The following is a 22778-nucleotide window of genomic DNA, read 5'->3' as shown; positions in this document are numbered from 1 at the left end:
TAATGTCCTGTTCAATATCGGCTTTATTTAATAATAAAAATCAATCTAACCGTGAGTAGTGATAAGCACTTTTTTTGCCAAAGACATCGCTAAATTATTATCGTAATAAGCAGCTTCATTAATAAAGTGAGGATACGCCTCATAATCACCTTGCCAATGCACTTCAGTACCATCAAACAAAGTGAAGATCGGATCACCATTACGTAACAGTTTAAAATCATTATCTTGTACTGAATGATGTACCATACCAATACGTTGTTCTTGCTCATCAACAGGCAATGATAATGTTTCATGATAACGAAATGCTTCATAGCTTGGTATTAATGGTAAGAGTTCACCTATATTATGCAAATGAACGAAATCAAGGATATGTTTCGTCATTTCATCCATCCAATCAAGAATATCCTGCCGAATCACAGATTGTGGCTGTGGTCCTACTTCAACAATCACACCTTGAGGAGCAATAGAGCTTAAAAAATGATGGTGCTCAACTGGAGTATGATCTTCAAATACTACCACCGCTTTAGGCATTTGCATTTTAACATATGCCCCCATTTGGCGATTAAAGCTATCAGATTGCAGTAAAATTAAAGAAGGCCCCATATTACTGGTGGTATTGTGTAAATCGATAATAAAATCAACATTCGCATTGCCTTTAGGACCTATCTGTTGATTAATCGCTTTAGCGCGACTCTGCTCATAACTTGCTAACTCATTATTGGCCAAGTCCGTTACATTGAATTGGCGATTTAAATCATGATCTACATAACGTTTATTATCATTATGCGCTTTAGGATTCGCAAATACGGTTTCAACACTAAAACTGTCACGATCTAAAACAGTTGACTGCTGCCATTTGCGTAATAAGTAAATACCACTAAACTCATTGCCGTGTGTGCCACCAACAATTGCAACCTTTTTTATTTTACTCATCCTTGTGTCCTAATCTATTCACTGATGACTTTCAGTGTACTGATTTTAATCACTTTTGGAAGTCTATTTATTAGACAAAAAAGTGATTATATATCGCTAAATTGGACGCGTTTGTGCCAATTTTAAATAAGAATGAAGTTGATCATTTTTATATTCAATAGCTGAATGAATATTAGCGTGGCGATTAGCATATACAGTACAACGATAGCAGTTATCGCCTTTGATAATTTTAATCTCAATAGCACCATCAACTAACTGCCAATGTCCTTGCGTATGTAGACGATTAAACAAAGTATATTCATCTAAAGTACCATCAGCATGTAAACGTAATTCAGTGATATAGCCCGCGCTACAAGTTTTAATCCAATATTGTTGATATATTTCATCGCGTTGAAAATTACGCTTCGTCTCTAACCATTGATTCATCAACGGCTGTAGTTCGATCCCTAAAACAGGTAATTGATCAATATCCAGTAAACGTACACGTTCAGTTTCACGATAGAATAATTGTAGTAATTGTAACGTCTTTTTTTCAAACATCCTTGTTCACCTATTTATTTACTTACTACCTTGTTAGTAACATATCTTTACCTAACGGTATAACATTGTAAATATTAATAGATAGTCGCAATAACAGCCAATAAGACGATGCAATTAACAGTACATTAAAGAGGCTAAAACACCTTCAACAATAATCTTACCGATGACTTCTCGCTACATATCTACTTTGCCGCGTAATTGCTTCGTTTTACCCCGCTGATTTTTCTTATCCATTCTTCGAATTTGAGAGCCTTTAGTTGGCTTTGTTGCTCGACGGGCTTTTTGAATCGTCATTACACTTTGAATTAATTGCTTTAAACGTGACAATGCTTCTTCACGGTTCATTTCTTGCGTTCGATGCTGCTGACTTTTTAAGACAATGACACCATCTTTAGTTATTCGACTATCTGATAACTTTAGTAATCGTTCTTTATAAAATTCAGGCAGAGAAGAACGATTGATATCAAACCGTAAATGGATCGCACTCGAGACTTTATTAACATTTTGCCCACCCGCACCTTGAGCACGAATAGCCGTTAATTCAATCTCCCAATCACCTAAACTCACAGCATTAGAAATCACTAGCATCGATATTTACCTCTTTTAATGCTGTTTTTATGTCGACCAATACTACCACATTCATTACGCTAATAAGTATTAGTCAGAATCATCAATACATTAAGACAATAAATACATATAAAAATGCCTGACCTATTTATTATAGTTCAGGCATTTATTATCTTCAGGAAACGCAAATATTATGCTTATAAATAGTAATTAGTATTGTGAGTTAACAACAACCTCTTCGCCATAAATACCATTTTTAGCAATAGGACGATTGGTTGAGTTCGCTGGACGCATAATACGAATACCCACAGCGCCCGCATCACGGGCCGCTGTAATATCACCATCAGAATCGCCGTAATATACTTTAATATTTTCAGCCTTTATGTAAGGCGTTTTCGTATTAGTTGTTTTGCTAGAACCCGCAAAAATAACTTTATTCATGTGTTTAATATTAAACACATCTTTTAAATATTGCGTGGTGATTTCACATTTTGAAGGATCGCGACCAGTAATAAAATAAATATCATCGCCACGCTGTTGGTGCATAGCAATTAACTCTTGACCAATTTGTTTAGGAATACTAAATTTTTCCCACTCACAATTCATTTTATCCCAGAATTTTTGATCTTTTAAATAGCTAAAATTGTTTGGAGAAAAGACTTGTTTGCCACGATAAAAACCAGGAGAACTAAATAATACAGTATCATCAATATCAAAACCTACCGCCATTGGTGGTTTACCTTTGAGCTGTTGAGCAATTTGTTCTACTGTAACCCAGTCAACCGTTTTAGGTTGACCCATTTGTGTTAACTGAATAGTGCTATAACCTGTTTCAGTTGCTGGTACTTTTGGCTCAGCCATTACCGAACCAGAAACAAGACTAAAAGCCAATAAAGAAGAAATAGTGATCGCAGTAAATGTCTTTTTCATTTTAGAATAAATCATCAAAAAAAGTGAATGAATAATCTAACGATTCACCTTAATATATAAAGTGATAGTTATCACATTATATAATTGTTTTATTTGGAATATAAGATCCATGAAAAATAAACGTAAAAAATAACATTTAATTATTTTAAATAATGTCTCTAACTATTATTTCTATTATGCTATTTAATTATTAAAAACTAACATTTTACTAAAACAATCTGAACTAATTTATTCTATCATTACTCTAACCAATAAATATATTTATAGTGATTAATAATACAATGAAAAAATTACTTCTACCTATTCTACTCGGTGCATTACTTACAGGTTGTAATGAAACAACAACTAATAGCACTGGTGATTTTACTGCTCAACAAAAAGCACAAATTGAACAAATTGCGAGTCAATATATTATTAATCATCCAGATGTATTAGTAAAAGCGTCTCAAACATTACAACAACAACAAATGCAAGCTCAACAAGTTGAAGCTAAAAAAGTCGTTATTGCTAACGCAGCTCAACTTTTAAATGATAAAGCGACACCATTCATTGGCCCTAAAGACGCTAAAGTGAATGTAATTGAATTCTTTGATTATCAGTGCATGTATTGCTCTAAAATTGCCGATACAGTGAAACAATTAGAAGCCAAAAATCCAGATGTGAAATTTATCTTTAAAGAAACACCTATTTTTGCATCACGTTGGGAAGCATCAAAATATGCAGCAGATATGGGTAATTGGATCTACCAACAAAAAGGTGGCGCAACCTATGCTAAATACCATAATGCTGTATTCGCAACAGGTAAAGACGAAGGTAAATTAACCAAACAAGATATTAATACTATCGCAACAAGTGTTGGTGTTGATGTATCTAAATTTGATGCAAATAATACCTTCCTAAATAACTTTACACTATTTAGTAAACTGGGTTTCCAAGGTACACCAGCATTAATCGTAATGCCGACAAATAATATTACTACCGACAATATTACTATTATTAACGGTTACAATCCTGATGCACTGAAAAAAGCAATCAGTGACCTACAGGCAAGCACCAAATAATAGTCAAGTCAAAACAGTACAACACAACAAGACTTAATATTGTGTCTTGTTGTGTTGTTATTTAAATATTAAGCATTAGTAATACTGAAACATCTGTTGTACATCTTTATAGTTCTTTGTTTGTGTTAACGATAGCATTAATAAAATACGTGCTTTTTGTGGATTAAGTGTGCCCGCAGCAACAAAACCATATTTAGCATCATCAACTTCAGCTGCTAATGTTGTCGATCCTGTCGGTACACGTGAACTACGCACCACCATAATCCCTTCTTTACTTGCTTTTGCTAATTCATCAAAAATTGCTTTATACATATTACCGTTACCCACACCTGCGCTGACAATACCATCAAATTTGGCATTCACTAATGCTGTTACAGGTAATGCTGATGCATTGGAGTAATTATAAACGATGCCAACTTCGGGTAAGCTGGTTAGTTTTGATACATCAAAATGGGTTGCTGTCGTATGGTGACGTTCTGGCGCACGTTGGTAAATAACATCACTATTATGGATATAACCTAATGAACCAAAGTTAGTTGAACGGAAAGTATCAACGGCTGTGGTATTCGTTTTTGTTACATCACGCGCATCTAATACCGTATCGTTCATTGCGACCAATACTCCGCGTCCTTTTGAATCTTTATCTACCGCAGTAACAACAGCATTATATAAATTAGCAGGGCCATCAGCACTCACCGCTGTTGATGGACGCATCGCACCAACAAGTACTACTGGCTTATCACTTTTAACAGTTAGATCAAGAAAGTAAGCCGTTTCTTCCATGGTGTCAGTACCATGTGTTACTACCACGCCATCAACATCATCTTGAGCTAATAATTCATTAATACGTTTAGATAAAGTCAACCACACTTGATCATTCATATCTTGAGAACCAATATTAACCACTTGCTCACCGCTAACATCGGCAATTTTTGTCATTGCAGGTACAGCTTTAATTAATGATTCAATACCAACTTGACCTGAAGTATAAGCAGATTCAGTTGCCGATTGACCAGCCCCTGCAATGGTTCCTCCTGTGGCTAAAATTTTGATATTAGGTAAATCAGCAGCAACAGATAATGAACTCACACACAGACCAGCAACAAACATAGCAATACAAACAGGATTTTTATTCATTACTTACACCATAAGTTAAATTGTTAAGGTTTATTTATGGTAAAGATAATATTATTAATAGAATATTTTTTTGTGCTAAGTATCACTTTTTATACATAATACTAGCGACCATAGTCACACAACATAGACTGATAATAGACCAACAAACATATATAAATAGCTTATTAATAAAAAACCTATGCGATAGCTGTCATAGGATCCACACTATAACACTCCGTTATACACTCATCGCCTAGTGCAGTATAAATATATTGTTGTAGTACCTCTGTACTTTTTGCCTCCCAAAAACATTGAAAATAGCCCTCTTCTACATAAATAAATGTTGAATGCAGCACCATTTCATGCGGTAACTTATGATTAAAAGATGCAATATCATAAATATTTTGTTGCCGCTCAATGAGTTGATGGTGGCTTACATAAAACATAAAACATCTTCCTAATCAAAATAATCATTCATTAAGTGTAGACATAAAATATTCACATTTTCCATCTACTATCAAATATCGTCGTGACATTGAACCACTATAAATAAGATCTTTTTTATACCGCTAATTACTTATCTATTAGATATTATGAATAACAATATGAGAGCCTTCACATAAACGATTTCACTTATATTGAATAAATTATAACCATAAAGGTTTGGAGTACCACTTTTTATAAAGGATTTACTCATATTTTACTGTATCCTAGAATACTTTTACGTGCTCGCCGCAATAATGTGACCAGCTGAACAAATGCACCTTACTTAGATATTTTTATGTATTTCAATCAAAATATACCTGTTCGCTTCCCTAAAGGGATTTTCGCAATGTGGAGTGTTTATAGCTTCACAGGTGCTGCTATTCTTGCTTCAATTGTGTTTTCACTATTGTTGTTTTTATCCATTGATGATGATCCCCTGATGAAATTTCTCTTTGGCGGCTTAGCTGTCATTTTTGAATTGGGAAAATTTTTCGCATGGTACGAAGTTGGAGAACGTAAAGCACGCCGTAACTACAGTGGTACGTTTACTGCGTTTACGTTTTATGCAGTACTCGCTGTTATTTCCATTGGTGGCTCAGTTGGCGGCATTAATAGTGCAACAAATAAGGCTCACAGTGAAGCTAATGTACAGCAAAGTAAAATCAATGCCTTTAACATGCAGATTCAAGCCATTGAGAAACAAATAGATCTTAATAATGTTGCTGCCGAAAAATACATCCAAATGGAGCGTATTGCTTCTGGTGTAACACGTATTCAGAAAGAAAATGAAGCACTGCGTAAACAGCAACAACAAATTGCAATTGAACGTGATACTACGCCAGTTGTCGGCCAAGGATCGGTACTTGGGCTAATCGACAGCCTAGCCACAACGTTCAATGTCAGTAATCAAACGGCTCAACTTGGCTTAGTTATTTTTTTATCAGTATTACTTGATTTCTTTGCCGCCTTTTTTGTAGGTTTAATTGGTGAAGAAAATCGGTTCCGTTATCAGTTTAAGCGCCAACAGCTATTATCTGTTAATGATTATAACGACCAAGATCAAACACAATTATTAGCCCATTTTGATCCATCAACGATTGGAACATCATCCATTACTGATATCAGTGATGAAGATGAAATTATTGTTGAAGACGTTAAGCCAGAGCCACCAAAAACGGCCTATGAACAAGCTGTCGAAGCACTGACAAAAAATCAAGTAAACTGTAGCAAGCGTGCTGTTAGCAAGTTACTTAAATTAACCGCGGATGAAGTTGATGCTATTTTTAAGGAATTATTAACTCAAGGGATTGTAAGTAAAAAGCCTAATAACCATTATCAATGGCATGGTACTGATGCAGTAGCAAGTTAAGCTCTGAATATAACCATTATTTAAGCCTCAAATAACCATACTATTTGAGGCTTTTTTCTATCTTAAAAGTGTCAACAATGACATACAAATAACAACAAATACTGAATAAGCATACCCAACAATCAAAATTAATCATTCACTTATTTTTCTAAGGCACTAATTTATAATTGCAGGTAAAATCGTCGCACTTTTTCCAGAACAATGTTTTCTAATGATTACTTTTAGTCGTTTCAAGCAACTTTTTACTCACTCACTTATTGCTACCAGTGCCTTAACATTGATTGGGTGCGCACAGCCGCTATCTACTCTGAAAACAACCACTCATAGTAATGTTGATAACTTCAATACTACTTTTTATCAGCACACGCGTCCTTATACACAAGCGCATCCTGATAAAACGGGTTTTTATCCTCTTGGAGATGGTCAAGCAGCATTTCTTGCACGTCTAGCAGTTATTGAAGGTGCACAAAAAACTCTTGATGTGCAATATTATATCTATCGAGATGATGCAACCAGTAATCTACTTACATGGTATTTATATCAAGCAGCTGAGCGTGGTGTACGAGTACGTCTATTATTAGATGATATGCAAAATCGTGATGATCAAGCCTTAGCGAGCCTATCTGCGCATCCTAACGTCGAAGTACGCTTATTTAATCCATTTGGTAATCGTAGTTTTAAACCATTAAGCTTTTTGACTGATTTTGATCGTCTTAATCGTCGCATGCACAATAAAGCCATTATTGCAGATGGTGTATTTGCAATTACTGGTGGGCGTAATATCGGTGATGAATACTTCTCGGCAAATGGTAATGTCGAGTTTGGTGATTTTGACCTATTAATGATGGGAAAAATTATTCCGCAGGTTTCACGCCAATTTGATGAGTACTGGAATAGCAAACCAGCAATGCCAATTGAAGCATTAGTATCTGAAGTACATTTACCAACTACAGCACAGCTACAACAATGGAAACATGCTCAAAAACAGTATCTAAGCTCTGATTATGCCCGCTCATTAAAACAACATCCAATGGTACAAAAACTGTTAAATCAGACACTACCGTTCTATTGGGCTGATGCTGAGCTTGTTTATGATACACCGTATAAAGTAGAAAATAGCCAAGATGATCTATTGCTTCATCAATTGTCTGCGATGATCAGTAAAGCAAAAACGGATTTTTTATTGATATCTCCATATTTTGTTCCTACAGAAGCTGGAGCAAAAACATTAGCAGCTGCGGCAAAAAATGGACTAAATATTACTATTGTAACGAACTCTCTTGCTTCAAATGATGTATTTGCCGTTCATGGTTGGTATGCCAAATACCGTCAAATAATGCTTGATGGGGGGGTAAAACTATATGAAACAAAGATTGATCCAGAACTTAAAAAGAAACATTCATGGCTAGGTAGCTCTCGTTCTAGCCTTCATGCTAAAACTTTTATTATTGATCGTAGCAAAGTGTTTGTCGGATCGTTTAATTTTGACCCGCGCTCTGCTTACCTGAATACTGAACTCGGAGTGTTTGTTGACTCTAAGCCATTTGCTGATGTTTTTTATAAGAATCTAAATAATTTATTAGAAAAAAGCGCCTATCGTTTAGCATTAAATGATAATAATGACATTATCTGGATTGATGACAATAGTGGTCAACAATTTGATTCTGAACCAGATAGTAGCGCAATGTTAAAAATGGGAGCGTGGCTTGCTGGCGCTCTACCAATAGAAAAGCACCTATAAAAAAAAGCCCTTGATGATCAAATAATCACCAAGGGCTATATATAAAAGGACTTACTTAGCCTTTGCTACGTAGTGCTGTCTTTTTAGATGCATGCTTTTCGATGTATTCGATAATCATACCGGCGATATCTTTACCCGTTGCTTTTTCGATACCCTCAAGGCCTGGTGATGAGTTAACTTCCATCACTAGTGGACCACGCTCTGAACGCAGTAAATCAACACCTGCAACGCTTAAACCCATAATTTTAGCAGCCGCAACAGCGGTTTTACGCTCTTCTGGGGTGATTTTCACCAATGCCGCACTGCCACCACGGTGAAGATTAGAACGGAATTCACCTTCTGCACCTTGACGTTTCATTGCCGCGATCACTTTATCACCAATCACAAAACAACGAATATCCGCACCACCGGCTTCTTTAATGTATTCCTGCACCATAATATTGGCTTTTAAGCCCATAAATGCTTCGATAACACTCTCTGCCGCTTTACGTGTTTCAGCAAGAACAACACCAATACCTTGTGTGCCTTCAAGTAGTTTAATTACAACTGGCGCACCACCTACCATATCAAGTAGATCTTTAACATCATCAGGCTTGCTTGCAAAACCCGTTACAGGCATACCAATACATTTGCGTGATAAAAGCTGCATTGAACGCAATTTATCACGAGAACGACTAATAGCAACGGATTCGTTGACTGTATAAACTCCCATCATTTCAAATTGGCGTAATACTGCTGTGCCGTAAAACGTCACTGATGCGCCGATACGAGGGATCACGGCATCAAAATCCACTAAATCTTCACCTTTAAAGTGAATAGAGGGTTTTTGAGAATTAATGTTCATATAGCAACGAAGTGCATCAATAACCTTGATTTCATGGCCTCGCAGCTCTGCCGCTTCAATAAGGCGAGACGTTGAATACAATGACTGATTACGAGATAAGATACCAATTTTCATTACTATTACTTTTCCTTGCGTTGAATAAGGTAAGAAGCTTCTGGATCAACAATGATACGACCATGCATAGATGTTCGTCCAAGCAACATACGAAATGCCATGTTATCACGGCTTGTTAGTGATATTTCGATTGGCCACTGTTGGCCATTAAAATCAATAGTTGAAACAATAAAGTAGCGTAATTGTTCATCGCCACCGGAGTTTCTTACAACACGCTTATCGGCTACTTTAGCCATACAAACCTGTTCAATATCAGTATTGTTATGAATAGGATGTAACCAAAATTTCACCCATAATTCATCATCTTGAGTAAATTCTTCAATTTTAAAGGTATGAAGACAAGAACTACGTGCTCCTGTGTCAATTTTAACATGAATATCATCGACACCAAGATCAGGCAAAGCGGCGACTTCACGCCAACCAACAATAAATTTATTATTTTTATTCACAATTGTTTCTTTATTAATCATTACAATAACCCAACTTCCTAAACAGCTAATTGAGGTACTCAAAAATGCAATAACTATAATCGGTATCAATGGATCTAATTATAAATAGCTGCCTGTACTTTAATTAAACTGTTATCTATAAATAAGGAAATCATTAACTAACTGAGCACTGAATAGACCTGAACCAGTGCCAATAACGATGATAAAACCACCATTAGATGATTATTTTTTAGTATCATCGTGTTTTATATTACCACATCTTCACCATATAAGATTTTTTATTCATGTCATTAGGCAATAAGTTTCAAAGCAATAGAATGAGTTAACCTCTTTTTTATCCTTATAGATACCACCAATACATCTTTATGGCTCTATTTTTATTCCTTCTTATACAAGAACAATAAAGAAGAGTATATAGAAAGCCAAATTTGATCATTTTACTGCCAATAAAAACATGCTATTCAGTAATCTTATTTAATCCTTTAGTTACAATATCTGAACATGCTACTCTTTCATCATTCCTCAATAAGAACGTATAAACATGTCAGAATTAAAACAGCAATTATTATTACTTGGCATGGCTGACTTGCCCATAAATACAACAAACACACTGCAGCTACATCAATTTATTACAGCTTCATCGGCACATTTTGACCATGTTCGCCAACAACGTCCAAACAGTTCAACATTAGATTTATTACTTGGTTTTATGACCTTACACCATCAAAAAGGTCAACAACAATGGTCCCACCAGCGTGCTACCTCGACAAAAATGAAAGCTGTTTTTAGTGATACCATTGGTGACGATTATGCTGCTAATTTTACCCATCAAGATTTGGAATATCTGCTTGTCTTAACGCATTTATGGCTAATGGTACAAGGGGCTGCTGGTATTGATTATAGTTACAGCAACGAACAAGCTAAAATTCAAAGCTTCGCTCTTGTTAGTCATGAAAATACTGTCGCACCCACACAGATTAATACTCACGTAGAATCGCTTCGATGTGAATTTATGCAGTCATACTACTTAGGAAAAAACCATAATCGCGTTTCATTCAGTACTCGTATCAAGCAATGGTTCAAAAAAGTATAGTCGCTGTATATGTTATAACTTAAAAATAACATTAACCGCGGTCTTTACTGCATAACCGACTTGTTCTAACTTCATAAATTACCGACAATATAACTGTATTTATCTTTAATGAAATAACGTTTACTTATTGTCGGTCTCATACGTAACACAATACATATTCGTCTTTTAAGTACAGAAAACACTTTATCCAGCACAAGAATTAGACATCAAACAACGGAAAACTTGCGGCCTTTGTCAGCATTGCACGTTGTTTATTTGGAGCTCTAGATTGAAAAAGTTATACCAATATTTCTATTTAGCCATTGCCTTACTAACAACATTGTTTGGCATTACCTTTTCATCAATAGCAGCAGCAACGCCACAATATAGTACGGGGTGGGTAACTAATCCTCAGCATCCTCCTGTTGAAGTTAGGTTGATGCTCACAGGTCAAAAAGATTTAGCAAAACATACTGTTCAAGGCTTACTTGAAGTTAAGCTGGATACCGATTGGAAAACCTACTGGCGATCACCCGGTGAAGGTGGCGTCGCTCCAAGTATAAATTGGGACATGTCATCGAATATTGCGAAGGTCGATTGGCAATGGCCGTTACCAAAACGCTATGAATTCCTAGGCGTTGAGACACTAGGCTACAAGCATGATGTTATATTCCCACTTTCTATCCACGTAAATGACATGAATAAGCCAGTATTTCTCTCTGGTAAATTAACCATGTCATCATGTACGAGTATTTGTGTTTTAACCGATTATGAACTTTCTTTTGATTTTATCCCTAGCAAACTCATGCCATCTACAGAAGCTATGTTTTTGTATAATAAAGGTGAAAGTCAAGTTCCAAAGTCATCACCAACCGTCACTTTAAATACCGTCTCTTATAATAAAGTTAAAAAACAAGTCACTGTTGTTGCAACCAATACTGCAGGATGGCAACAACCTGATGTAATTATTGATGGTGATACCCAAGCAGCTAAAGATACCTCGTTTCTAAAACCAATCACGACGATAAAAGACAATACACTTTATGCAACATTGCCTGTTACTAGCTGGTTTGGTCCCCCTAAACTTGTAGGACAGCCATTACATGTAACGATTGGCGATCACGATATAGCCGTTGAAGTAACCGCAACAGCGACTAATACTCCAGTCAGTATTCCCAATACAAATACCAACCTATTAAAAATCGTAGGATTAGCTTTACTAGGTGGCCTTATTCTTAACATTATGCCGTGTGTTTTACCGGTATTAGGAATGAAGTTAAGCAGTGTTATTTCAGCGCAAGGATTAGCTCGTCGCCAAATTCGAACCCAATTTTTAGCATCTGCTGCAGGGATCATTGTTTCATTTTGGTTATTAGCGGCATTTCTTGCGGTAATGAAGTTATCTGGCCAAGCACTTGGTTGGGGAATACAATTTCAAAGCCCGTGGTTTATTGGCGCGATGATTGCTATTACAGTGCTTTTTGGCGCGAATATGTTAGGTTTATTTGAAATTCGTCTCTCAAGCAATACGAATACATGGTTAGCAACCAAAGGTGATAATTCTCATCTAGGACATTTTATTCAAGGTATGTTTGCCACTTTATTAGCAACACCTTGTAGCGCCCCATTCTTAGGTACGGCCGTCGCATTTGCATTAGGTGCAGATTTAATCACTCTCTTTGCTATTTTTACAGCGCTTGCCATCGGTATGGCAGCACCGTGGTTACTGATTGCTATTTTTCCACAGTTAGCTACGTTAATGCCAAAACCTGGCTTATGGATGGATCGTATAAAAACCCTGTTCGGCTTGATGATGCTCGTAACATCTGTATGGCTACTAAGCTTAATGACTAGCTTCTTTGATTCAACTGTCGTGTGGGGGCTAGGCGCAGTTATCTTTGTTGCCATCTTATGGTTACTTGGACGCAAAAAAGGTCGTAAGGCAGTTATTGTTACTCTTGCGGTAATATTACTCGGTGCCGGTGTGAGTTTATTTACAGGAAGTTTAACTGCCAATAAATGGGCAACACCACTCCCTGCTGATCACCATTGGATTCCATTAGATACTGCTAAAATAGCAACAGAAGTAGCACAAGGAAAAACAGTCTTTGTCGATGTAACAGCACAATGGTGTATTACTTGTAAAGCCAACAAAATGGGTGTTATTTTACAACAGCCAGTGTATTCCGCTTTAGATAATAAAAATATTGTATTAATGCGTGGAGATTGGACTAAACCTTCAGATTACGTCACTGGTTTTCTACAATCTCATGGACGTTTTGGCGTACCTTTTAATATCGTCTATGGTCCTAATGCACCTAAAGGTATCGAGTTACCTGTAATTTTATCAAGTGATAATGTTCTTAATGCCTTAAAGAAGGCCAGTAAATAATTAATAATCAGCGGCACACTATGCTTTCTCTTTAAAAGTATAAACGTGTCGCTGAATTTCTTTTTAATATTTATCTAATCGTCGTATTTGCCAAAAATGGCGTTTCCAATATGGGTTATCTAATCGTGAGATAATAACGCCTTTAGATTGCGATGCATGTAAGAACTCTAAATTACCTAAATAAATTCCCACATGGCGCGAATTACGCCCAGTTCTAAAAAAGACCAAATCGCCTTCTTTTGCGTTATGACGTTTAACTTGTTTACCCTTTTTTACTAATTCTAAGGTTGTTCGAGGTAACGATTTTTGATAGACACTCGAATAACCAACCTGAACAAAAGCAGAACAATCTATTCCTTTCTTAGACGAACCACCATAACGATATGGTGTACCTTTCCAATTATGATAAACCCCATCAAACATATTATTGTGAACGGGTAATATTTTCGCAGTATCATGCTTAGGTGCAGACGTTAACGTTTTTTCGGTATTAGTCGTATCTGTTGGTGCAGATGAACATCCGACCATTGATAACAAAGTTAATAATACTAATATCGTTTTTTTTGTTAGTGATCCATTCTTCACAATTTATCCTGTAATCCTTCAGTAGTGATAAATATATTTAATACAATCAACTAAATATTATAGTGATATTTACCATATTAGCGTAAACAACAACCAATAACTGTGGTATCGATTCAATTGTTCTATATATTATTATCTAATACACACCATAATACATGAATAATTATACCATTCAAGAATATAAACTAATCAGCAACAGAGAATGAAATTATATCTATAATCAATCTACCTAAAATTAATTACTCTAAATGATATAAAAATAAGAGCAAAGATTGATATGATGAAACATTATCATTTATTGGTTTAAATATTAATTAAAAGCGACACTATTATTTTTAGTATTAATAATGTTTAGAGGTGATTTACACTATGATATGATTTTCTTTATTATCAAGAATATAAAAAACCCTATGGAAATAATAAAACATTTCATTATTACTCACAGGGTCAGTATTTTATAATATATAAAACAATTATAGGTAAAGCTTAGCCACTTCTGAAGGTTCTAATTCAACACCCTCAAGTGATTCATTCCAGTTTAAACCAACTAAAACACCGTCTTCAACTAGAGTAATCATCCAATCTTCAAGAAAAATATCTAATGGTAATTCACTTGGTTGAAACTCAGACCATTCATCAGCACATTGTACTTTAGCATCGGCTTCATTTGACCAAAATGGCATCACTTCAGAGTCTTCAAATTCAGAAGATGCAACAGATAACCAATCACCCTCTTCGTTACGAAGGCTCCAAACAACGCGAGTTGCTTGTGTTTCTGTTACGAACAAAGCTTTATTTGCTTGGATATCTGCAGTTAATTTAGTCATTATTTTCTCTCAATTAAAACGCTATAATATGGCTTTATCGGTTAAATATATCAACCTTTATCCTACCTAGATATTTTATCAAAAAAACACCCTAGCAGCATTATTATTTAGTCGTTGTGTTTTATACCGTATGCAAAAAAATAAACGGTAACATTATTGATCAGTGTTTTTTCTTCATAGCATATATTGACTTATAAAAATTCAGTGACAAAATGGCAACGAATGTTATCACTTTACACTAGGATAGTTGCTTAGGCCTGAGCGCCATTTTGATCATTCATCACTACCGCTTCTCAGTATTGCCATGATATTGAGACAACAACTACTTTTTACTTTTAGGTGTTAACATGCAATCACGTCGTGCAGGTAATATGCTAGCGGCATTTTCATTCATTCTTTGGGGAGTACTACCGCTCTATTACCAATACTTACCTCAAGCAAATACTAATGAATTACTCGCATTAAGGCTTATATTCTCTGTTCCCGTAATGCTAATCGTCATGATATTACTTCGACAACCCATACCAGCAATTAAAGAGATTGTTGCGGATAAAAAATCATTAGCGATGTGTGGTTTTGCTGGCATCATAATGAGTGTCTCTTGGTATGCATTTACATGGGCGATCACACATGGCGAAGTACTCGCAGCCAGTTTAGGTTATTTTATTAACCCATTATTTGCGATTGCATTAGCGATGTTTTTCTTAAAAGAAACACTCACTAAAGCTCAAGTTATTGCGGTTATCCTTGCAATTTTTGGCATTGGCTATCAAGTATGGCAATACGGACAATTACCGTGGCTGTCATTAATAATGGGTAGCTTTTTTGCTATTTATGGCTTAACAAAAAAATACATTAAATATGATGCACTAACCTCTGTAACAATTGAAGCTGCCGTACTTACTCCTTTTGCTATTATCTACATGGTATGGCTCTATTTCAGTGGTGATAGCGTCGCATTAACTTCTGGTACTACAACCTTCTTACTTTATGCAGGAGCAGCGCCAGTTACAGTGGCACCATTAATATTTTTTGCTTTAGCACTCAATCGAACTAGCCTTACCATGGTTGGATTAATGCAATATATTGAACCCAGTTTACAGTTTTTACTGGCCGTATTTTTATTTGGTGAAGTCTTTGATCACACGAAAGCGATTAGTTTTGGTTTAATTTGGTTAGGTTTAATCTTCTGTACCGTTGAAGCTTTACCAGCTCTATTTCGCCGAAAAAAAATTATCCTGACTCATCATTAATCAATAAATAGCCTTTCGAGCAGCTTACTCAAGCATCGTTAGGCTAGTTTTCTTGCCTGCTCTTATTAGGATAATTATACCTATGCCAACAACAAAAAAGACGCTTAATACGTCATTTAATGACATTAAGCAACTCCAACAAACATTAGCGGAATTTGCCCATCAACGTAACTGGGATCAATTCCATACGCCCAAAAATTTAGTCATGGCATTAAGTGGCGAGGTAGGAGAACTGCAAGAAATTTTTCAATGGCTAACGCCAGAGCAAAGCGAGCAATTATCGCCGGAAAAGAAACAGCATGCTAGTGAAGAAATCGCTGATGTGATGATGTATTTACTACGATTAGCCGATAAGTGTGATATTAATGTAATGCAGGCATGCCAACAAAAAATACAACAAAATGCAGCTAAATACCCAATAAGCAAGTGTTATGGTTCAGCAAAAAAATATAACGAATTAGATTAATGGTAATTTTGATGTTATAAAAAAGCTGACTTAACGTCAGCTTCTTATCTCTATTCTATTTTTCACCAACACCGCGGTTTTCTTTCTTCGCAAGTGCAATTTTACCAAAGCCTAACTTGCGGAAATAACTATCACGATATTCACGTCCAGCTTTACTGCATGTAGATACAGCTTCAACTTGCTGTTCCATTTTTAAAAAGGCCGTTAAGTCGATACCTTCAGCAGCAGCTACCGCTTCATGAATATTACGGTGTATATCAAAAGAGAAAATTAACCGCTTCTCTTCTTCTTTATAGGTATAAACAATAGTCCGTGACATAACGTCCCCAATAGAGCATAAAAGGAGAGCGAATTTACCGTATATAAGCTCAATATGGAAGTAGAACCGTCTTTCACTATAACGATTTATTTTATGGCGTATTAATTATCAACAACTTCACATTGCTGTGGCGTTAATAAATCGCGTTGAAATAATTCATCTTCTGCCATTGGTCGATAAAAATAAAAGCCTTGAATATAACGAACACCTAATGAGGCAATAAAGTCTAGCTCGGCTTGTTTTTCTACACCTTCCACAACAATTTCGGCCTGAGTAATTTTTCCCAACTGTACTGCTATTTGAAAAAGTTCTTTTCCTCGTTGACTATCAATATTTAATACTAATGATCGATCAATCTTAACTTTATCAAACTCAAACCGTGATAAATACGCTAAAGAAGAATATCCCGTACCAAAATCATCTAAAGCAACTGAAATTCCGAGACGCTGTAAGTCTGCCATTATTGTGGCAATTTTTACTTCATCTAAAATTAATAGCTCTTCGGTAAACTCCAATTCTATATGATGAAAAGATAATGAACTATTCGCAATTCGATCTTTGATAATATTAACGAAATTTTTTAAAAGTACTGTATTTGGTGAAATATTAATCGACATTTTAAAATTAGGGTTAACAATAATAATTTTTTCTGTCGCTTTTACCGCTTTATCTAATACCCACAAATCTAATTCGGGCATTAATCCCAACTGATTAAATGCTGCTAGAAATGTAGGAGGTAAAATTTTTCCTTGATTATTTTTAAAACGGATCAAGGCTTCACAGCCAACAATGCGATTATTCTTAATATCCACCTGAGGTTGGTAATAAAGAATAAACTCACCACTTGCTTGTAATTTTTCAATTTCACGCTGATCACGAAGGTTATTATGTAATGATGGTATAAAACTGGTTGAGCGAGTTCTTGATTCTATTTCATCACTGGTAAATAAACGATTTGAAAATATATCTGAAACTCCGATCCCCAAACTACGCTTATCCATCAATTTAAAAAATGGTAAATAGATAACAATACCAATTAATACTAAAAATAATTGTAAAACAGCACCAGAGATGGCTCCTCCTGTTGCCATATAACCACTCACAAACGGGGGCATTAACCAGCTATAAACCTCACTTAATGGAGGTACAATCCCGATATATATCGCACTATAAGCGATAACAAAACTCACTGTCGGCACAATTAAGAAAGGAACAATCATAATTGGATTAAAGATAACCGGAACACCATACAAAATAGGCTCATTAACATTAAACAAACATAAGACTAATGTCGCCTTAGCTAATAACTTATACCCTTTACTTTTTGCAAAGAACAACATGCAAATAACCAAGCTCAGCATATTGCCACTACCGCCGATACCCGTAAAAAAGTCATAGAAATTAGTACTTAAGATATTCAAATCAATACCAAAATTATGCCATTCAGTAATATTTGCTAACGTAACATTATAAAGTTCTGTTTTATAAGAATGTAAAATATTATGCCCATTAACACCTATAATCCAAAATAAGCCACGTAATACTTCATAAATTAATCCATCGATAAATGAAGTCGGATCTAAACGAGGAATAAATGACCAAGAAATAATAGAGGATAATTTTTCAAATAATTTATGAAATAAAACACTTATTGATAGAGCCATTAGAATAGTTACTATAGCACCAGCTAACATACTTATTGATATATCAATAAAAGATTGACCCGTTTTTACTTTAAATATTTTTATTTGTTTTAATTTATAAAAAAGTTCACAAGAAACATATGCAGTTAACAGTGATATAGTGAAATTATTCGGCAAAGGGATAATAGGTGATATTAAATTCCACTGATAAGAAACAATAAAAAAAACAGTTAATGACGTTGAGATAACCGTACTCTTTGGAATACGTTTTACAGCAGATAAATAAGTGGCAAGATAAAAATTCACTAAAATAGGAATCATAATGCTTGTCATTTGACCAACATAATGTATCGTTTTTCCTACATCACCAAAATCAAAATAATCAAAAAATAGCGCCATTAATTCACAGGAAGTGGATATTAATACCAATGGTAATGTCATTAAAAAAACATTTGAGACTGCAACAAGATATTTATTAACAGATAATTGAGACATTTTCGCAAAGATTGGCATAATATTTTCTGCTTTAAAAGCATTATATTCAATGAGTTAAATATAATGCTTTTTTAATAAAGAGCAAATAGATTTCATCTAAAAAGCAACGCCAAACACTATAATTTATAAATTTTTCGACGCAGTTGGTAAATTTTTGATTATTGATTACGACTATTAATGCGCAATCAATGACTATCCATTGTGTTTTCCCATAGTTATACACAGAAACAGTGGATAAGTTTATCCTGAACTTAAAGAATTACATTATTGCAATAAAAAATGACAAAAATATTAACCAAAATTAGCTAAATGATCTGCTTCTTCTAGTTATCAATCTTAAAATAATGAATGATTTGATTTTCACTACCTTTCCATACTAAAGAAGGATTTCGTTGTGCTTGTTCATATTTTCCATCGACCATTACATCAATGATGTCAGCAATTTGCTGCTGTTCTGCTGTAAGTTCTGATAATAAATAGCCAGTCCATAACCAAATATCTTTACCCACACACTCACGACGTACTCGCTTTACTAATTGCAGAACTGCTGCCACATTTTGAGGATGAAGCGGATCACCACCAGAAAGCGATAAACCACGACGTTTAATACGAGTATCATTAAGATCATTAATTACTTGATCTTCCATCGCTTGAGTAAACGAGTGCCCAGCATCTAAACGCCATGTGCTTTGGTTATAACATCCTTTACATTGATGCACACAACCAGAAACAAATAAAGTTACACGAGTACCTGGACCATTAACGATATCTACAGGGTAGTAATTGTGGTAATTCATAGCAGTTCTTCTTTAATAACAAAAATAACAAAAGCGCCCGAAAGCGCTTTTAACTTATTAAAACATAAAATAAATAGCTATATTAACATCTAGTTGATATTGCAAAATCAAAGCATATGCAACACAAATAGATGACATTTCTAGTTGATTATTCATAAATATGATATTCCACTAAAATGAGACATAACCCTAGAGTTAATCTTTTAAAGATTGTCTAATCACTATTATTTCAGCTATAATCAAGTTCTCACGCTAGATTGACTGATTGATTAATAACAATTAGAAATATCTGATTAAAAGGTGCCTCTAGGCGCCTTTTTTATTATCTCGAAAAAATACGCTTTCATTATAATTGAACATATTTTATTCCGAGTAAAAACTGGTGGTATATAATACCACCAGAAAATCATCGTTACATATGTTTAACGCGACGTTTCACTTCTTCTTGTTTACCAAAGTTAAACGGACGTGCATCAGGGCTACCTAAGTATCCACATACACGACGAGTTACTGATACGCGAGATGGCTCATGGTTACCGCATTTAGGACAAGTAAAACCTTTACTGGTACAGTCAAATTCACCAGTAAAACCACAGTCATAACATTCATCAATCGGTGTATTAGTACCGTAGTATGGCACGCGGGTATAACTGTAATCCCACACGTTTTCTAACGCTTCAAGGTTATGCTGAATATTTGGGTATTCGCCATAACAAATAAAGCCACCATTTGCGATATCTGGGTATGCCATTTCAAAGTCAATCTTGTCATATGGATTCACTTTTTTCTCAACATCTAAGTGGAAGCTGTTGGTATAAAATCCGCGGTCTGTTACGCCCGCAACGACGCCAAATTCTTTAGCATCAATAGCACAGAAACGGCTACATAAATTTTCACTTGGTGTACTGTAAAGACTAAAGCCATAACCTGACTCTTCCTTCCATGCATCTGTCGCATCACGTAGACGCTGAACAATAGCAACCGCTTTTTCACGTAGCATTTCACTATCATAAACGTGAGTGTCATTACCATACAATGCATTCACTGTTTCATGAATACCAATGTAGCCTAATGAAATTGAGGCACGACCATGTTTAAAGATTTCAGATACATCATCATCTTCTTTCAAACGTACACCACAAGCGCCTTCCATATAAAGGATAGGTGCAACACGTGCTTTTACGCCATTTAATCGAGTAATACGTGTATCTAGTGCTCGACGAGATAACGCTAAACGTTCATCTAAAATCTCAAAGAAACGCGCTTCATCACCTTGTGCTTCTAGTGCAATACGTGGCAAGTTGATACTTACTACACCAAGGTTATTTCGACCTTCATGAATAAGCTCACCATTTTCTTCATAAGGACCAAGGAAACTACGGCAACCCATTGGCGTTTTAAACGAACCGGTTACTTCAACTAATTTGTCATAGTTTAGAATATCAGGGTACATACGCTTAGATGCGCACTCTAATGCCAATTGCTTAATATCGTAGTTAGCATCATCAGACTTATGGTTAAGGCCATCTTTAATCGCAAAAACAAGCTTAGGGAATACCGCTGTTTTATGATTTTTACCTAAACCTGCAATACGATTTTTAAGAATAGATTGTTGAATTAAACGCGATTCCCACGATGTGCCTAAACCAAAGCCAAAAGTTACAAAAGGAGTTTGACCATTCGCAGTATGTAATGTGTTTACTTCATATTCTAATGATTGAAATGCGTCGTAACATTCTTTTTCAATGCGTGCTTGTGCAAAAGCAATAGGATCAGCAATACCCCACTCTGTTGCTACTTCTAAATGCTTGGCATAGCTAACCGTTACATAAGGAGCTAATACCTCATCAATACGGTTAATCGTGGTGCCACCATAAATATGGCTCGCAACTTGAGCAATAATTTGTGCTGTTACTGCAGTTGCGGTTGAAATTGATCGCGGCGTATCAATTTCAGCATTACCCATCTTAAAGCCATGAGTCAACATGCCATTAAGATCAATTAGCATACAGTTGAACATTGGGAAAAATGGTGAGTAGTCTAAATCATGGTAGTGAATTTCACCGCTTTCATGTGCTTTAACAATGTCACGAGGTAACAAATGTTGAGTGGCATAATGCTTAGCAACAATACCAGCAAGTAGATCACGTTGCGTCGGGATCACTTTACTGTCTTTGTTGGCATTCTCATTTAACAAAGAAGCATTACTTTGTTCAATTAAGCCACGAATTTCATTATTTAAACGGCTTTTCTTCTCACGAGAAATATCACGATCATGACGATATTCAATATAAGCACGAGCAACAACCTTGTGTGGGCCCGCCATCAGCTGCGTTTCTACCGCTTCTTGAATGGCATGGATATCAACATTCTCAGTACCCGAAAATTGTGCTAATACCGCGTTAGCTACTGAGGTAGCATAGGCCTCGTCCATTGTATGGCACTCTGAATCGCTGATGGAATTTGCTGCTCCAATAACGGCTTCTTTAATGCGTAAAACATCGAAAGATACACGGCAACCATCACGCTTTATTACTACAGGATTCACACAAGGCTCCTAAAATCACAGAAAAATGACACTGTCACTTAAACACAAAATATAGTGTTCTATTTATAAGCGGCAACAAGATGTGGTGTATTAGGCGCGATCTAGCGCAAAGAAACCTTGATCGAGATCAATTTTTATAACGAGCAGTTTGTCTTGTGAACGATGATTATGAGCAGCCACAAAATTTTTAATGTAAGCTTATTTGTAAAGCTCATTGTCAATAAATTTATT

The 22778-nt window shown here is 35.5% G+C and carries 21 protein-coding genes; 7 read left to right on the top strand and 14 right to left on the bottom strand.

The window, feature by feature from the left end; all coding sequences use genetic code 11:
• Positions 1–45: 45 nt before the first annotated feature.
• From OC457_RS18885 to aphA, 4 genes are all read right to left on the bottom strand, one after another.
• Positions 46–933, bottom strand: a complete 888-nt coding sequence (locus OC457_RS18885; protein WP_080173851.1) for an aspartoacylase — start codon at positions 931–933, stop codon at positions 46–48.
• A 96-nt stretch (positions 934–1029) separates the two neighbouring features.
• Positions 1030–1473, bottom strand: a complete 444-nt coding sequence (locus OC457_RS18880) for a hypothetical protein (RefSeq protein WP_080173852.1) — start codon at positions 1471–1473, stop codon at positions 1030–1032.
• Between the two features lie 174 nt (positions 1474–1647).
• Entirely contained in the window at positions 1648–2061 is a 414-nt protein-coding gene (gene arfB, locus OC457_RS18875; protein ID WP_080173853.1) for an alternative ribosome rescue aminoacyl-tRNA hydrolase ArfB, read from the bottom strand.
• A 189-nt stretch (positions 2062–2250) separates the two neighbouring features.
• Positions 2251–2970: an acid phosphatase AphA gene (aphA, locus tag OC457_RS18870; RefSeq protein WP_080174006.1), complete on the bottom strand. Its 720-nt coding sequence runs from the start codon at positions 2968–2970 to the stop codon at positions 2251–2253.
• Between the two features lie 281 nt (positions 2971–3251).
• On the opposite strand from aphA, the gene OC457_RS18865 reads away from it, so the two are divergent.
• Positions 3252–4031 (top strand): DsbA family protein, encoded by a 780-nt coding sequence (locus tag OC457_RS18865; protein WP_080173854.1) that lies wholly within the window; start codon positions 3252–3254, stop codon positions 4029–4031.
• 75 nt (positions 4032–4106) lie between these two features.
• Here OC457_RS18865 and ansB read toward each other — a convergent pair whose 3' ends face one another.
• Together ansB and OC457_RS18855 are read right to left on the bottom strand one after the other, a co-directional pair.
• The gene (ansB, locus tag OC457_RS18860; protein WP_080173855.1) at positions 4107–5168 is read right to left on the bottom strand and encodes an L-asparaginase 2; all 1062 of its coding nucleotides are present in this window, start codon (positions 5166–5168) and stop codon (positions 4107–4109) included.
• Between the two features lie 176 nt (positions 5169–5344).
• Complete coding sequence (locus tag OC457_RS18855) at positions 5345–5593, bottom strand: hypothetical protein (protein ID WP_080173856.1); 249 nt, start codon at positions 5591–5593, stop codon at positions 5345–5347.
• A 335-nt stretch (positions 5594–5928) separates the two neighbouring features.
• Between OC457_RS18855 and OC457_RS18850 the strand changes: the two genes are divergently transcribed.
• Both OC457_RS18850 and OC457_RS18845 read left to right on the top strand, forming a co-directional pair.
• Positions 5929–7002, top strand: a complete 1074-nt coding sequence (locus OC457_RS18850) for a Preprotein translocase subunit SecY (protein ID WP_080173857.1) — start codon at positions 5929–5931, stop codon at positions 7000–7002.
• Positions 7003–7213: 211 nt separating this feature from the next.
• Positions 7214–8743 carry a phospholipase D family protein gene (locus tag OC457_RS18845; protein ID WP_080173858.1) on the top strand — a complete coding sequence of 510 codons (1530 nt, stop codon included), beginning with the start codon at positions 7214–7216 and terminating at the stop codon, positions 8741–8743.
• 55 nt (positions 8744–8798) lie between these two features.
• Here the strand turns inward: OC457_RS18845 and rimK are convergent, their stop codons facing one another.
• Positions 8799–9701: a 30S ribosomal protein S6--L-glutamate ligase gene (gene rimK / locus OC457_RS18840; RefSeq protein WP_080155719.1), complete on the bottom strand. Its 903-nt coding sequence runs from the start codon at positions 9699–9701 to the stop codon at positions 8799–8801.
• Between the two features lie 5 nt (positions 9702–9706).
• Complete coding sequence (locus OC457_RS18835; RefSeq protein WP_080173859.1) at positions 9707–10171, bottom strand: ATP-dependent zinc protease family protein; 465 nt, start codon at positions 10169–10171, stop codon at positions 9707–9709.
• 520 nt (positions 10172–10691) lie between these two features.
• Here OC457_RS18835 and OC457_RS18830 point away from each other — a divergent pair.
• Complete coding sequence (locus OC457_RS18830) at positions 10692–11243, top strand: hypothetical protein (protein ID WP_080173860.1); 552 nt, start codon at positions 10692–10694, stop codon at positions 11241–11243.
• A gap of 268 nt (positions 11244–11511) precedes the next feature.
• Positions 11512–13614 (top strand): protein-disulfide reductase DsbD family protein, encoded by a 2103-nt coding sequence (locus OC457_RS18825; protein WP_080173861.1) that lies wholly within the window; start codon positions 11512–11514, stop codon positions 13612–13614.
• Between the two features lie 63 nt (positions 13615–13677).
• Here OC457_RS18825 and OC457_RS18820 read toward each other — a convergent pair whose 3' ends face one another.
• Positions 13678–14037 (bottom strand): NlpC/P60 family protein, encoded by a 360-nt coding sequence (locus OC457_RS18820; protein WP_235866908.1) that lies wholly within the window; start codon positions 14035–14037, stop codon positions 13678–13680.
• A 635-nt stretch (positions 14038–14672) separates the two neighbouring features.
• On the bottom strand, positions 14673–15026 hold the full coding sequence (locus tag OC457_RS18815) for a DUF2750 domain-containing protein (protein ID WP_080173862.1): 354 nt from the start codon (positions 15024–15026) through the stop codon (positions 14673–14675).
• 347 nt (positions 15027–15373) lie between these two features.
• Here OC457_RS18815 and rarD point away from each other — a divergent pair, with 347 nt between their 5' ends.
• Positions 15374–16279, top strand: a complete 906-nt coding sequence (rarD, locus tag OC457_RS18810; RefSeq protein WP_080173863.1) for an EamA family transporter RarD — start codon at positions 15374–15376, stop codon at positions 16277–16279.
• Positions 16280–16361: 82 nt separating this feature from the next.
• On the top strand, positions 16362–16745 hold the full coding sequence (locus OC457_RS18805; RefSeq protein ID WP_080173864.1) for a nucleotide pyrophosphohydrolase: 384 nt from the start codon (positions 16362–16364) through the stop codon (positions 16743–16745).
• A gap of 55 nt (positions 16746–16800) precedes the next feature.
• Here the strand turns inward: OC457_RS18805 and OC457_RS18800 are convergent, their stop codons facing one another.
• The 4 genes from OC457_RS18800 to nrdD form a co-directional block, all read right to left on the bottom strand.
• Positions 16801–17064 (bottom strand): DUF2960 family protein, encoded by a 264-nt coding sequence (locus tag OC457_RS18800; RefSeq protein ID WP_060998403.1) that lies wholly within the window; start codon positions 17062–17064, stop codon positions 16801–16803.
• A gap of 101 nt (positions 17065–17165) precedes the next feature.
• Positions 17166–19220: an EAL domain-containing protein gene (locus tag OC457_RS18795; protein ID WP_080173865.1), complete on the bottom strand. Its 2055-nt coding sequence runs from the start codon at positions 19218–19220 to the stop codon at positions 17166–17168.
• 305 nt (positions 19221–19525) lie between these two features.
• Positions 19526–19999 carry an anaerobic ribonucleoside-triphosphate reductase-activating protein gene (gene nrdG, locus OC457_RS18790; RefSeq protein ID WP_080173866.1) on the bottom strand — a complete coding sequence of 158 codons (474 nt, stop codon included), beginning with the start codon at positions 19997–19999 and terminating at the stop codon, positions 19526–19528.
• 412 nt (positions 20000–20411) lie between these two features.
• Positions 20412–22547, bottom strand: coding sequence for an anaerobic ribonucleoside-triphosphate reductase (gene nrdD / locus OC457_RS18785; protein ID WP_080173867.1), 2136 nt, complete (start codon positions 22545–22547; stop codon positions 20412–20414).
• Between the last annotated feature and the right edge of the window lie 231 nt (positions 22548–22778).

Source organism: Photobacterium toruni (assembly GCF_024529955.1).
Classification (GTDB): domain Bacteria; phylum Pseudomonadota; class Gammaproteobacteria; order Enterobacterales; family Vibrionaceae; genus Photobacterium; species Photobacterium toruni.
Note: the sequence above shows the minus strand (reverse complement) of the source record. Positions and strands in the feature narration are given on the sequence as shown.